The 12,807-nt window shown below is 65.1% G+C and carries 11 protein-coding genes; 9 read left to right on the forward strand and 2 right to left on the reverse strand.

The window, feature by feature from the left end:
- Window positions 1-10 precede the first annotated feature (10 nt).
- On the reverse strand, window positions 11-1,063 hold the full coding sequence (locus tag GGR61_RS08570) for a sugar phosphate isomerase/epimerase family protein (protein WP_184408937.1): 1,053 nt from the start codon (window positions 1,061-1,063) through the stop codon (window positions 11-13).
- A 95-nt stretch (window positions 1,064-1,158) separates the two neighbouring features.
- Here GGR61_RS08570 and GGR61_RS08575 point away from each other — a divergent pair, with 95 nt between their 5' ends.
- Window positions 1,159-2,166, forward strand: coding sequence for a LacI family DNA-binding transcriptional regulator (locus GGR61_RS08575; RefSeq protein WP_184621125.1), 1,008 nt, complete (start codon window positions 1,159-1,161; stop codon window positions 2,164-2,166).
- A gap of 94 nt (window positions 2,167-2,260) precedes the next feature.
- Here GGR61_RS08575 and GGR61_RS08580 read toward each other — a convergent pair whose 3' ends face one another.
- Window positions 2,261-3,775: a sensor domain-containing diguanylate cyclase gene (locus GGR61_RS08580; RefSeq protein ID WP_184621126.1), complete on the reverse strand. Its 1,515-nt coding sequence runs from the start codon at window positions 3,773-3,775 to the stop codon at window positions 2,261-2,263.
- A 245-nt stretch (window positions 3,776-4,020) separates the two neighbouring features.
- Between GGR61_RS08580 and GGR61_RS08585 the strand changes: the two genes are divergently transcribed.
- The 8 genes from GGR61_RS08585 to GGR61_RS08620 all read left to right on the forward strand — a co-directional run bounded on the left by GGR61_RS08585 (window position 4,021) and on the right by GGR61_RS08620 (window position 12,720).
- Window positions 4,021-5,028 (forward strand): NAD(P)-dependent alcohol dehydrogenase, encoded by a 1,008-nt coding sequence (locus GGR61_RS08585; protein ID WP_184621127.1) that lies wholly within the window; start codon window positions 4,021-4,023, stop codon window positions 5,026-5,028.
- A 21-nt stretch (window positions 5,029-5,049) separates the two neighbouring features.
- Window positions 5,050-5,226, forward strand: coding sequence for a hypothetical protein (locus tag GGR61_RS08590; protein WP_184621128.1), 177 nt, complete (start codon window positions 5,050-5,052; stop codon window positions 5,224-5,226).
- 209 nt (window positions 5,227-5,435) lie between these two features.
- Entirely contained in the window at window positions 5,436-6,086 is a 651-nt protein-coding gene (gene paoA / locus GGR61_RS08595; protein WP_184621129.1) for an aldehyde dehydrogenase iron-sulfur subunit PaoA, read from the forward strand.
- Window positions 6,083-7,033, forward strand: coding sequence for a xanthine dehydrogenase family protein subunit M (locus tag GGR61_RS08600; RefSeq protein WP_184621130.1), 951 nt, complete (start codon window positions 6,083-6,085; stop codon window positions 7,031-7,033). Before paoA ends, GGR61_RS08600 begins: the two co-directional genes overlap by 4 nt.
- A 1-nt stretch (window position 7,034) precedes the next feature.
- A complete protein-coding gene (paoC, locus tag GGR61_RS08605) occupies window positions 7,035-9,242 on the forward strand; it encodes an aldehyde oxidoreductase molybdenum-binding subunit PaoC (RefSeq protein ID WP_184621131.1) in 2,208 nt (735 codons plus the stop codon).
- On the forward strand, window positions 9,239-10,252 hold the full coding sequence (locus GGR61_RS08610) for an XdhC family protein (protein WP_184621132.1): 1,014 nt from the start codon (window positions 9,239-9,241) through the stop codon (window positions 10,250-10,252). The genes paoC and GGR61_RS08610 overlap by 4 nt, the downstream gene beginning before the upstream one ends.
- A gap of 1,003 nt (window positions 10,253-11,255) precedes the next feature.
- Window positions 11,256-11,864 carry a nucleotidyltransferase family protein gene (locus GGR61_RS08615; protein WP_184621133.1) on the forward strand — a complete coding sequence of 203 codons (609 nt, stop codon included), beginning with the start codon at window positions 11,256-11,258 and terminating at the stop codon, window positions 11,862-11,864.
- Between the two features lie 640 nt (window positions 11,865-12,504).
- A complete protein-coding gene (locus tag GGR61_RS08620) occupies window positions 12,505-12,720 on the forward strand; it encodes a hypothetical protein (protein WP_184621134.1) in 216 nt (71 codons plus the stop codon).
- Window positions 12,721-12,807: the final 87 nt, after the last annotated feature.

Consider the following 12,807-nt stretch of genomic DNA (forward strand, 5'->3'; position numbering starts at 1 on the left):
CGGTATTGGCTCAGATCCCCAGCATGCGGCGCAGCGATTCCGGATCGGCGCCGCTGTCGGCAAAGTCGTCGAAGGCGCGTTCGGTCACGCGGATGAGGTGGTCGCGGATGAACGCGGCACCCTCGCGTGCGCCGTCTTCCGGATGCTTCAGGCAGCACTCCCACTCCAGCACCGCCCAGCCCGGGAAATCGTATTGCGCGAACTTCGAGAAGATCGCCTTGAAGTCGATCTGGCCGTCGCCGAGCGAACGGAACCGCCCCGGACGATCGATCCAGTCCTGGTAGCCGCCGTAGACGCCGCTTTGCGCACTGGCGCGATACTCCGCGTCCTTGACGTGGAAGATGCCGATGCGCGCGTGATAGCGGTCGATGAAGCCCAGGTAGTCCATCTGCTGCAGCAGCAGGTGGCTGGGGTCGTACAGGATCTTGGCGCGTGGGTGGTGGTCCACGACATCGAGGAAGCGCTCGAAGGTCGCGCCGTCGTGCAGATCCTCGCCCGGGTGGATCTCGAAGCACAGGTCCACGCCGCAGGCGTCGAAGGCATCCAGAATGGGGCGCCAGCGGCGGCCGAGTTCGGCGAAGGCTGCTTCCACCAGCCCGGGCGGGCGTTGCGGCCAGGGGTAGAAGTAAGGCCAGGCCAGCGCGCCGGAGAACGTGGCATGCGCCGTCAGCCCCAGGCGCTGGCTGGCCTTGGCCGCCAGCAGCAGTTGTTCAACCGCCCAGGCCTGGCGGGCGGCGGGATCACCGCGCTTGTCCGGCGGTGCGAATCCGTCGAACAGGTGGTCGTAGGCGGGGTGGACGGCGACCAGCTGCCCCTGCAAGTGGGTCGACAACTCGGTGACCTGCAGGCCGTACCCGGCCAGCATGCCGGCGACGTCGTCGCAGTACGCCTGGCTCTGCGCGGCCTGGGCCAGATCGAACAGGTGGGGCGCGCTGGTCGGCACTTGTACGCCAGAATACCCCAGGCCCGCAGCCCAGCCGGCCAGTGTGTCCAAGCGATTGAAGGGAGGTGTGTCGGCGATGAACTGTGCCAGAAACAGCGCCGGACCCTTGAGCGTCTTCAACGTGATTCGCCCTCATGCAATCGATTGAATCATCCTAGCATGGGCCGCCCGCAAGACCCGTTGTGCACCGCACAGCAGCAAGAAGAACCCAGGTCATGGCAACAACCATCTACGACATCGCAAAGCACGTTGGCGTCACCGCCGGCACGGTGTCGCGGGCGCTTTCCCGGCCGGAAAAAGTCCTGCCGGCCACGCGCGCGCGCATCGAACAGGCCGCCGCCGCGCTGGGCTATGTCCCCAATACGGTGGCCAGGACGCTCAAGACCCAGCGCAGCGGCAAGCTCCTGGTCACCGTCCCGGACATCGCCAATCCCTTCTTCGCCCAGATCCTGCAAGGCGCGGAGGAAGCGGCGCAGGCCGTCGGCTACGCCGTCCTGCTGGGCGATACCCAGCACCAGCCCGACCGCGAGGAGCGCTACGCGCAGATGCTCCGGCGCAACGAGGCAGACGGCCTGATCGTGCTGGGGCACCGCCTTCCGCCGACAGCGCGCGAGATCGTCAAGCAGCTGGGCGCCGCCGCGCCGGTGGTCAACGGATGCGAGTTCGACCCGGCGCAGGGCATCCCCAGCGTCCACATCGACAACGCGGCCGCTGCGCGCGCGATGATGGAACACCTGTATGGACTGGGGCACGAGCGGATCGCCGTGGTGGGCGGCCCGCCCGACAATCCGCTGCACCAGCAACGACTGGAAGGGGTCCGGGCCTGCGGCAAGGCACGCCGCCGCCTGCGCAGCCTGACCGTCGTGCCGGGCGACTTCTCCGTAGAATCCGGCCATGCGGCTGCGATGGCGCTATTGGTCCGTGCGCCCGCGCCGACCGCGATCTTCTGCTTCAGCGATCAGATGGCGCTGGGGGCCCTGGCCGCTTGCCGGGACCTGGGCATCCGCGTGCCGGATGACCTGTCCATTGTCGGCTTCGACGACCTGGCGTCGTCGAGTTACCTCACACCGCCATTGACGACCATCCGGCAACCCATGCGAGAGATCGGTGTTCGCGCGGTCAACCTGCTGCTCGCCATCATCGAAAGGGTGGACGTGCCGCTTCAGCAGACGCTGGATTTCAGTTTGATGTTGCGTGGGTCCACGGGTGCGCCGAGGGGGTAGGTAACGCGACGTTCCCCCAATGTTGAGTCGCCCCTCGGGGTGGAGTCCAATTCCCTCCCCGAGCAGATTGGACATCAAGAAGCGTGCAGCATCTTTAGGCCGATGTACGATCCCGGCCTTTCTGCTTGGCGCGATACAGCGCCGAATCGGCATCTTGCACGATGGCGTCGGGAGTCAGTGGCGCCTGGCCTGGCTCGAAGGTCGCTGCGCCGACGCTGACGGTCACGTTTGCACTGGTGGGGCTGGACAGGTGCATCAGGCCCAGCTCGGCGACGGCGGTGCGAACCGCATCGGCCAACTGCAATGCGCCGGCGGCGTCGGTGTGCGGCAGGATCATGCCGAACTCCTCGCCGCCGTAGCGTGCGGCAACGTCCTCGCTGCGGCGCGAGCAGCCGGCGATTGCGCTGGCGATCAGGCGCAAGCAGGCATCGCCATTCACATGGCCATAGGTGTCGTTGTAGAGCTTGAAATGGTCGACGTCGATCATCAGTACCGATAATGGCGTGTGTTGGCGCACCGCCTCCTGCAATGCCTGCGATAGCCGATGGTCGAAGGCACGACGATTGGCGATGCCGGTCAATGCATCCACCCAGGCTTCGGAGCTGAGTTTTTCTTCGTCCCGATGCATGCGGCGCAGTTGCAGGTCCAGCCAGATGCCCACGCCCAATAGCAACGCGAAACCGAGCGTGGTAATCACGATGCGCTGGCCGGCAGTTTGCCGCCAGTTTGCTAGCGCATCGTCCATCGACACGCCGGCCAGCACGGTCAGCGGGTATGGCCGTGCCGGTGCAAAGCTGGAGATGCGCCTGATACCGTCGATCGGCGAACGGTAGGTTTCGGTGCCGTGCTTGCGTGCGCGGATGTCAGCGTAAATCGAGGTACCTGCGATCGAGGTGCCGATCACGCCCTGCTGGTCGGGCCGACGTACCAGCACGGTGCCCGCGTCGTTGATCATGCCGATCGTCCCGTTGGGGCCGACGTCGAAGGTGCTGTAGTAGTCCTGAAAATACTTCAGTTGCAGCGTCACCAGCACCACGCCGGCAAACTCGCCGCTGGGCGTATTGAGGCGCCGGCTCAGCGTCAGCACCCAACTGCCGTCGGAGCGGCTCTTTACCGGCGGGCCCAGCAACGAGGAGGCGTCGCGATGATCGCGGTGGTACTTGAAATAGGCGCGGTCGGCGTTGTTGCGGTGTTTGGGCATGCCATCCAACGACGAGCTCACCCAGCTGCCGTCGGCGGCGTAGATGAAAATACCGTGCAGCCGGTCCGACCGCTGCGCTTCGTCCACCAGGAAGTCATGCATTGCCGAGCGCGCCATGGCCGACTGTTGGTCGTGCTCCACCCGCGACACCAAGCCGGACAACACCGCCTCGGCGATCGCCAAGGTGTCGCTGGCGTGCTGCGCCAGCAGGTTGGCAAGGTTCAGCGATTGTGTTTGCGCAGTGCGCAGCGCGGCCGCACGTTCTTCGTGGATCGAGCAATATTCCGAGCCGAGCAACAATATCCACGTAATGGTCAGCACAAAGTGCAACGCAATGCGTCGAGCTTGTTGTCGCCATCGCTTGGTTGTTGAGGTCACTGTCGCTACCCGTCTGGATACTGCAGCCATGCAACCGCTGTGCCAGCGGGCAAGCCGATGCCGGGCTGGCCGGGTCTGGACCCGGTGCGCTACCCAGATCTGTGATTCGTGCCCGTTGGTACGCAACAGTCCGCTTGCATTGCGTGGTGCGGGACGATGCCTGGCGCATTGCAGACGCCGCTCTTGAACCGCCGCAGCCCCGGACAAGCCGACTCGACTGCGATCGCATCACGCGCTGCGTGTTATCCCATGCGCGACTATTTGAGGAGGTTTCGATGCGCGCTATTCGTCTTCGTCATCCGGCAGGATTGCAATCGCTGCAGTCGGTCGAGCTGTCCGATCCAGGGCAACCTGCGCGTGGACAGATCCGCGTGCGGCTGCATGCCAGCTCGCTGAATTATCACGACCTGGGCATTGTGCTGGGCCAGATGCCGGCTGCTGACGGGCGTATTCCGATGTCCGACGGCGCCGGGGTGGTGGAAGCGGTGGGTCCGGAGGTGAGCGAGTTCGCTGTCGGCGATCATGTCGTGTCCACCTTCTTTCCGCAGTGGGTCGATGGCGAGGCGTTGCACGCCGGATTTGCCACCACGCCAGGCGATGGCGTCGATGGTTATGCGCGTGCTGCGGTGGTGGCCGATACGACTGCATTCACGCATGCGCCAGCCGGTTACAGCCATGCCGAAGCTGCGACCTTGACGACGGCCGGCGTTACCGCCTGGCGTGCATTGGCGGTCAATGGCGGCCTCAAGGCGGGCGACACGGTGTTGGTGCTCGGCACCGGTGGCGTGTCGATCTTTGCGCTGCAGTTGGCCAAGGCGATGGGCGCCAGGGTGATCGCCACATCCTCGTCCGACGAAAAACTGGAGAAAGTGCGGGCGCTCGGTGCCGACCACACCCTCAATTATCGGCAGCACCGCGAGTGGTCCGCACAGGTACTGGACATCACCGACGGGCGCGGGGTGGATCATGTGGTCGAGGTCGGCGGTCCCGGCACGCTGGCGCAATCGATCCGTGCCGCACGCATCGGTGGGCATATCGCCTTGATCGGTGTCTTGACCGGCGCCGCCGGCCCGGTGCCGACCGCCGAGATGATGGGCCGCCAGCAGCGCTTGCAGGGGCTGGTGGTGGGCAGTCGCAAGCATCAGCAAGCGTTGGTGCGCGCGCTGGAGGTGCTGCCGCTACGGCCGGTGATCGATCGAACGTACGCGCTCGACGAGATTGCCGACGCGTTCGCACTGCAGCAGTCAGGCGCGCATCTGGGCAAGATCGCATTGGAATTCTGATCCGCGCGCAAGCGATCACTGGTGCCGATGCAGATGCCAGTGACCGCCTCGGCGGAACGCGGAGGAACGCATCGCTGGCACGTGCACGCATGGCTGCCGCGCGCCAGCAGTGATGCGGCCTTGAAACCGAAAGGCCTGTGCATGCATCACACCACGGTGCTCGATTCGGTCATCGATCGCAGCGGCATTCGGCCCTGAGGGCATGGAGATCGCGGCGGATAATGATGAGCGCGCTTCAGGGGCGCTAGCGTCGCAAAGCGACAATGCCTGCACAGCCGGCGACTAGAATTAGGGCCTATTGCTGCGCCATTCGCACGTTCATGGCTGCATGCTCACGCGCTTGTGACTACATGCGCTGCACATTTGCTAAAGAACTGTATTAGCCAGCATTGTCGGAGATGCCAGCCATGAGAGACATCAAGATGACCCGTCGCGAGGTACTGATTGCTGGCACGGCCTCGGCAGCCGGCGTTGCCGCAACCCAATCGATGGCCGCCAGTGCAGCCAACGCGATGTCGCAACCTCAGGCAGTCGAGCCGTCCAATGTGTCCAGCCAGGTTGCGTTCGAGGTCAACGGCAAGCAGGTGACGCTGACGCTGGACAATCGCACCACCTTGCTGGATGCCCTGCGCGAACATCTGCAATTGACCGGCACCAAGAAAGGCTGCGACCACGGCCAATGCGGTGCATGCACGGTCATTGTCGATGGGCAGCGGATGAACGCGTGTCTGTCGCTGGCGGTGATGCACCAGGGCGGCAAGATCACCACCATCGAAGGACTCGGTACCCCGGAGAAACTGCATCCGATGCAGGCCGCGTTCGTCAAGCACGACGGGTATCAGTGTGGGTATTGCACGCCCGGTCAAATCTGTTCCGCAGTGGCGGTGCTGGACGAGGTCAAGCGCGGCATTCCCAGCCACGTCACCGAAGATCTCACCGGCAAGACCAAGCTCACTACGCCAGAACTGCAGGAACGCATGAGCGGCAATATCTGCCGGTGCGGTGCGTATTCCAATATCGTCGAGGCGATCAACGAGGTCGCGGGAGAGCGCGCATGAAGGCTTTCAGTTACGAGCGCGCGACCTCGCCAGCCGATGCTGCGGCCAAGGCGGCGCGTCAGCCAGGCGCCAAATTCATCGCTGGCGGCACCAACCTGCTCGATCTGATGAAGCTGCAGATCGAAACGCCATCGCACCTGATCGACGTCAACGGCCTGAGCCTGGACACCATCGAGGCCACTCCGGAGGGCGGTTTGCGGATCGGCGCGCTGGTGCGTAATACCGATCTGGCGGCAGATGCCCGTGTGCGCCGCGATTACGCCGTGCTCGCGCGCGCCTTGCTGGCAGGTGCCTCGGGGCAGTTGCGCAATCGCGCGACCACCGCAGGCAACCTGCTGCAACGTACCCGCTGCCCCTATTTCTATGACACCAACCAGCCGTGCAACAAGCGCCTGCCGGGCAGCGGCTGCGCGGCGATTGGCGGGTTCAACCGGCAATTGGCGGTGATCGGCGTGAGCGAAGAGTGCATCGCCACCCATCCCAGCGACATGGCCATTGCCATGCGCGTCCTCGATGCGGTTGTCGAAACAGTGGGTCCGGATGGACAGACGCGCGCGGTGCCGTTGTCTGAGTTCTATCGTGCGCCCGGCAAGACGCCGCACCTGGAAACCGTGCTGGAACGTGGCGAACTGATCACCGCAGTGCGTCTGCCCAAGCCGCTCGGCGGCACGCACGTCTATCGCAAGGTGCGCGACCGCGCTTCCTACGCATTCGCGCTGGTGTCGGTTGCGGCAGTCGTGCAACGCGATGGCAGCGTGCGTGTCGGCGTTGGCGGTGTCGCCCACAAGCCTTGGCGCAGCGAGGCGGCCGAAGCGCAGTCGCAGCAAGGCGCGCGAGCCATTGCCTCGGTGCTGCTCGACGGCGCGCAGCCCACCGAACACAACGCCTTCAAGTTGCCGCTGGTCGAGCGCACCTTGACCGCGATCCTGGCCGACACGAGGGCCTGACATGAAATTCGACACTCCCGCCGGTACCAATCCCATCGATCAACTCAAGATCGTCGGCAAACCCGTCGATCGCATCGATGGTCCGCTCAAGACCACCGGTCAGGCGCCGTATGCGTACGAGCACCATGACCTGCCTGGTCGCGCGGCTTACGGTCATGTCGTCGGCGCCGGCATCTCCAAAGGCAGCATTCGCAGCATCGATCTGAGCGCTGCGCGCAATGCGCCGGGTGTGCTCGGCATCGTCACTGCACAGAATGCAGGCAAGTTGCAGAAAGGCAAATACAACACCGCCACATTGCTGGGCGGCCCGGAGATCCAGCATTACCATCAGGCCATTGCGGTGGTGGTTGCCGAGACCTTCGAACAGGCGCGTGCCGCGGGCCAGCTGATCAAGGTCGACTACGGTCGCCATGTCGGTGCCTACGATCTGGAAAAGGCGCGCGATGGCGCCAAGGTCACCAAGAAGGACGGGGCGCCGAACAGCGCAGTCGGCAATTTCGACAGTGCCTTCACGGCCGCGCCGGTGCAGCTGGATGCCGAATACACCACGCCCGATCATTCGCACGCGATGATGGAACCGCATGCATCGATCGCCATGTGGGAAGGCGACAAGCTGAGCGTGTGGACCTCCAATCAGATGATCGACTGGAGCGCGGGCGATCTGGCCAAGACGCTCGGTATCCCACGCGAAAACGTGCGTCTGATGTCGCCGTATATCGGTGGCGGCTTCGGCGGCAAGCTGTTCCTGCGCGCCGACGCGGTACTGGCGTCCCTGGCGGCACGCCAGGTGGGACGCCCGGTCAAGGTCATGTTGCCGCGGCCGCTGATCGCCAACAACACCACCCATCGTCCAGCCACCGTGCAACGCATCCGTATCGGTGCGCAGCGCGATGGCAAGATCACTGCGATCGCGCACGAAACCTGGTCCGGCGATTTGCCCGGCGGCGGGCCGGAAATTGCGGCCGCGCAGACCCAGTTGCTGTATGCCGGTGCCAATCGCCTGATTTCCACACGCCTGGCCGTGCTCGATCTGCCAGAAGGCAACGCGATGCGCGCGCCTGGCGAAGCGCCGGGTTTGATGGCGCTGGAAGTGGCCATGGACGAAATGGCCGAAAAATTGAACATGGATCCGGTGAGGTTCCGCATCGTCAACGACACCCAGGTGGACCCGGAAAATCCGCAGCGGCCGTTCTCGCAACGTCAGCTCATCAAGTGTCTGGAAGAGGGTGCAAAACGTTTCGATTGGTCCAAGCGCAAGGCCAAGCCCGCCAGCACGCGCGATGGTCGCTGGCTGGTCGGCATGGGCGTGGCGGCCGCATTCCGCAATGCGCCGGTGACGACCTCGGGCGCACGCATGCGGCTGGAGCAAGGCGGTCGCGTGGTGGTGGAAACCGACATGACCGACATCGGCACTGGTTCGTACACCATCATTGCGCAGACCGCTGCCGAGATGCTGGGCGTGCCGCTGGACTGGGTGGATGTGCGGCTGGGCGATTCCAGTTTTCCGGTGTCGGCCGGTTCCGGTGGTCAGTGGGGCGCCAACAGCTCCACCGCTGGCGTCTACGCCGCTGCAGTGAAGTTGCGCGAAGCCATCGCCAGGCAGTTGGGGCTGGATCCAGCGAAAGCCGAGTTCGCCGACAGCCATGTGCATGCGGGCGGCAAGCGCATCGCACTCGGCGATGCGGCAGCCAATGGTGCCTTGGTGGTGGAAGACAAGATCGAGTTCGGTGACTTGTCGGAAACCCATCAACTGTCGACCTTCGGTGCGCACTTTGTCGAGGTGGGCGTGGATATCGCCACCGCCGAAGTGCGCATCCGTCGCATGCTCGCGGTGTGTGCGGCCGGGCGCATCCTCAACCCCAAGTCTGCGCGTAGCCAGGTGATCGGCGGCATGACCATGGGCGCGGGTGCGGCGTTGATGGAAGAGTTGGCGGTCGACAAGCGCCTGGGCTTCTTCGTCAATCACGATCTGGCCGGTTACGAAGTGCCGGTGCATGCGGATATTCCGCACCAGGACGTTGTGTTCCTCGAAGAGAGCGACCCGATGTCGTCGCCGATGAAGGCCAAGGGGGTGGGCGAGCTCGGTATCTGCGGTGTGGCCGCTGCGATCGCCAATGCGGTCTATAACGCCACTGGCGTGCGTGTCCGCGATTACCCGGTCACACTCGACAAGCTGCTCGCGCAGATGCCCGAGTTGCTGCGCGCGTGAACGCAGTGGCGGCCCCGGTTGCGCAGCCGACGCCGGCCGAGCCGGTATGGCCGGCATGGCCGAGTTATGCGTTACACGATGATCTGTTGCCCACGCTCACCGCCTGGCACCGGGCGGGGCAGCGTGTGGCAATCGCCACCTTGATCGATGTGCAAGGCGCGTCACCGCGCCCGCTTGGCAGTGAGATGGCGATCAGCGCCGACGGCCGTGTTGCCGGTTACGTCTCCGGTGGCTGCGTGGAAGCGGCGGTGGCGCATGAAGCCGGCGCCGCATTGCGCGATGGCCAACCGCGCTGGCTGGATTACGGCGAAGGCAGCCAGGTGCTGGACATCCAGCTCAGCTGCGGAGGCCGCATCGGCGTGCTGGTCTGGCCGGTGCAGGATCTGGGCGAGCACCTGGCGCGGTGGCGCAACGCGCGCCAGCACCGTCGCCCCTTCCATGTGGCGCTGGATCGCCGCTCCGGCGCGGTTCGTTATCCGGCCACGGCACAGGACGTGCGGCCGGACGAATTCCTGCGCACGCACCGTCCACCATTGCGGCTGGTGCTGGTCGGCGCCGACCCAGCCCTGCTGGTGCTCGTGTCGTTGGCCAGCCAGATGGGGATCGAGGTGCGCGTGCTGCGGCCGCACGGGCCGAGCGACCCGCCCCCCGGGCTGGCGCCGGAACACTACGATCGTCGTGCCTTGGGCGATGCCCTGCAGGATCTTGAGCTGGATGCCGACACCGCGCTGTACAGCCTGGCGCACGATGGCCATAGCGATGTGCAGGTCGCCTGCCGTGGGCTTGCATCCAATGTCGCCTGCATCGGCATCCTGGGAAGCCTGCGCAAACGCGAAAGCCGTCTGCAGGCATTGCGTGCACTCGGCCACGACGATGCGGCGCTCGCGCGCTTGCGATTGCCCGCCGGGTGGCGAATGGGTCGCTCTTCGCCGCACACCATTGCGCTCGGCATCATTGCCGAGGCGACCCAGGCGGTGGCGGACCTGCGTGCTGTGGCGTCGAGTCGATAAGCGGGCTGCGTTGCGCGCACGGCCGGGCGCATCGATCCCGGGACGGCAGCGATGGAGGTTGCGGATCTGGTCGCTGACATGCCAGGCGTCTTGATTGCGGTGGATGCCGCGCCGTTCGCCATCGTTGGGTCGCGTGTGGAGATGCGTATCCAATGACGCATGGGCGAGAGATCGCACGACCATTCCGCGTTGCGCTTCGTGCGGCCATATCGATACGGAGCTGCGATGGATGCCGCCGGTCTTGAACGCATGCATCGCTTGCGGACATCTCCCGCCAATCGGCGAGGCGACGGTGTGCTCCCGACAAGGACCACATGCCGATTTAGAGTAGCTAACAAAACCTAGCGAGCGCCTGTCAGTGAGTGCAGTTGTTTTGTCGGCCGTATCTTGGTGGATGCCGTCAGAAGTCCAGATCAAACACGGAGTGGGTCGAATGCGCGGTGCCCTCACCGCTGGCGGGACACGCCGTGAATCCATCCCTGGAGGCTCGGTGGCGGCATCCATGCCGCCACACGGTCCCGCAAGCGGCGAGGACACCGCACCAGAGACTCCGCTGGTTGCTTGGTTTAAACCCATGCATGCCGACCATCTCGACTGGTTTTTGCTCGTCCAGCGTCGCGGGACCTTACGCGGCATGGATGCCGCGTAAGAGCTTACAGGGACGTACTTGCAGCGTGTCCCGCGACGCTGGGCGGGCAAGGACCCTGCAGCCAGGCCGCAGACCAGCCGGCCTGCAGCAGGCTGACGCGAAGTCGTTTTGTTAGCCGCTCTTAGTCACTTCGTGCCCACAGCGGGGACTCTACGCTGAGCGCGTCTTCAGTCCAGACCGCGTCGCCATGACTCTTGATCGCCATCACGACGCATATCGCAACCCAGCCGGTGTTGTCTTGCGCACTTCGGTTGCACACATGTGCGACGTGCGCGGCCGAAGGCCGGATAGGTCAACACCGTTGCGGCCCGCCGCGCGAAGCCAGGGCTCTGTCGCCTCCTGCGGCGTTGGCGCGTGAGCACCGATCACGCCGCATTGGTATTGGCCGCAGGCGCGGGAAGTCGGTTGGGTCGCTCGAAACAACTGCTGCTGCGCGATGGCGAGCCACTGGTGCGGCGTGCCGCACGCATCGCGTTGCAGACCTCTCCGCGTCGTTGCGTGGTGGTGTTGGGCGCCGATGCCGACAGGTTGGTCGAGGTGTTGCATGGCCTGGATGTGGAGGTGCTACGGCACTCCAGGTGGGCTGACGGAATGGGCTCCAGCCTGGCGGCGTTGCGGCAGCATCTACAGCACGATACGCAAGTACGACGCAGCCTGATCCTGGGATGCGATCAGCCTGCGCTGGACGCGCCACACCTGCGCGCCCTGCTGGAAGAGGCCGGCCACGCTGTCTCTGGCTGCGCCACCAGCGGTTACGCCGGCGTGCGCGGTATTCCTGCGGTGGTGACGCATGCCGCCTGGGCGGAGGTGCCACTGCAGGCCGACAGCGGCCTGCGCGGTCTGTTCGCCGGTCTCGACGTGCTGACGCTGGGCTGTGTAAGCGCACCTGCGCTGGCCCTGGACGTGGATACGCCCGCCGACCTGGCCGCCGCCCAACAGCGCGGCTGGGTCGATCCCGACTAAGCACCTGACAAACCTGTCGCAGGACGACCACGGGCGCGGCGGCTGTCCGGGATCGGCACGTCGCCATCGCGCCGATCCCGGGGTTGCTTCGCGCACGCAGCGCGCGCTGAAGTCGTGTCGTGCACGGCGCTGGACGGACGGCTGCATGCGGCAACCGCCGACCGCACACGCCTTATCTCCCCGACACGCTCAGGACCACAGCACCAGCGCTTGCCTGATCACCAGAACATAGCCGAGCACCAGCGCGGCCTTGACCTGAAACTGAAACTTTCTGAGCAGATACATTGTGGATCCTCCCCCGAGGCGCGATGGAGCGCTTCCCCATTCACTGCACCCGTCCGCGCTCATCCGACGGCTGCCAGCGACACCGTGCTGGTCGCTCCAGCCGAATCTAGCGCTCCCCACCAGTGGTGTCACGTAGGAATTTTCCTACCGCAATGCCAGTATCTGCCCGACGGTTTTGCCATAAGTAAATGTGCATCCTGGCTATGCCGGACGCGGAGCCCTTGGCTACTCTCCCGCGGCCCCTTGAGTAAGGGCACGCCGGCATCCCCAACGGGACTCTCGGACGGAGCAGGCCGCGCTTTGCTGCGGGGCTCCGCCGCGTGTCCGATCGCGACACGTACTGGCCGGAGGCCTGATGGATGAGTCCCGTTATGTCGTTCGTATTCACCCGGAGCAGGGCAGCTGGTGGGTGACGCGGCCGCAGTGGTCGCCGTTGCGTTACCTGCGCGAGCAGGGCGCGTTGGAAAATGCCGAGTCGATGGCCAGGCTGCATTGCCTGACCACCGGCCAGCCCAGTGGCGTGGTGCTGAACACTGCCGAGGGCGACCGCTTGGTGCGGCGCTACGGCTGAAAGCGATGTCCGTGGCGTGCATCTGCAGCAAGCGCGTCGCAACGCCATTGTAGGCAGTGCGTGTCGCGCTGCCTTCGCAGTCAATCA

Source organism: Xanthomonas sp. 3058 (assembly GCF_014199765.1).
Classification (GTDB): Bacteria; Pseudomonadota; Gammaproteobacteria; order Xanthomonadales; family Xanthomonadaceae; genus Xanthomonas; species Xanthomonas campestris_B.

Excerpts from the sequence above, each read along its gene's own strand:
- paoC (WP_184621131.1), top strand. The coding sequence starts at position 7,035 with ATGAAATTCGACACTCCCGCCGGTACCAATCCCATCGATCAACTCAAG.
- GGR61_RS08600 (WP_184621130.1), top strand. The coding sequence starts at position 6,083 with ATGAAGGCTTTCAGTTACGAGCGCGCGACCTCGCCAGCCGATGCTGCG.
- GGR61_RS08575 (WP_184621125.1), top strand. The coding sequence starts at position 1,159 with ATGGCAACAACCATCTACGACATCGCAAAGCACGTTGGCGTCACCGCC.
- paoA (WP_184621129.1), top strand. The coding sequence starts at position 5,436 with ATGAGAGACATCAAGATGACCCGTCGCGAGGTACTGATTGCTGGCACG.
- GGR61_RS08580 (WP_184621126.1), bottom strand. The coding sequence starts at position 3,775 with ATGGCTGCAGTATCCAGACGGGTAGCGACAGTGACCTCAACAACCAAG.
- GGR61_RS08620 (WP_184621134.1), top strand. The coding sequence starts at position 12,505 with ATGGATGAGTCCCGTTATGTCGTTCGTATTCACCCGGAGCAGGGCAGC.
- GGR61_RS08585 (WP_184621127.1), top strand. The coding sequence starts at position 4,021 with ATGCGCGCTATTCGTCTTCGTCATCCGGCAGGATTGCAATCGCTGCAG.